Origin of the sequence: Erwinia sp. B116 (genome assembly GCF_002865965.1) — a bacterium.
In the GTDB taxonomy this organism is placed as follows: Bacteria; Pseudomonadota; Gammaproteobacteria; order Enterobacterales; family Enterobacteriaceae; genus Erwinia.
Window position 1 is genome coordinate 1 of record NZ_JRZZ01000148.1, and the last position, 271, is coordinate 271.

The 271-nt window shown below is 39.5% G+C and carries 1 pseudogene; it reads left to right on the forward strand.

From position 1 onward, the window contains the following. Positions 1-69: 69 nt before the first annotated feature. Positions 70-271: pseudogene (locus NV64_RS24345) on the forward strand (hypothetical protein); the annotation flags it as partial.

Genomic DNA, 271 nt, shown 5'->3' on the forward strand with positions numbered 1-271 from the left:
CTGGGCTGTTACAGGTAAGTCGTGGCACTGGCAACCGGTTATCGCTGATGATGTCTATGAGGAAAATAAATGAACAAAATCTTAAGTCGGAAACATGTACTGTATTTTTGGGGCATGTTTGACCTCTTTTACATCTGCAGATTTATCTGGCTGAATATCTCTCAGGGACGAATTCCTTTAGTTGATGATATATTTTCTTTTAGCGATGTTTATCCGCACCAAGGGGCGTATTCGCTAGTCCTTTTTTCTTTTTCGTTACTGCTTAATGTAT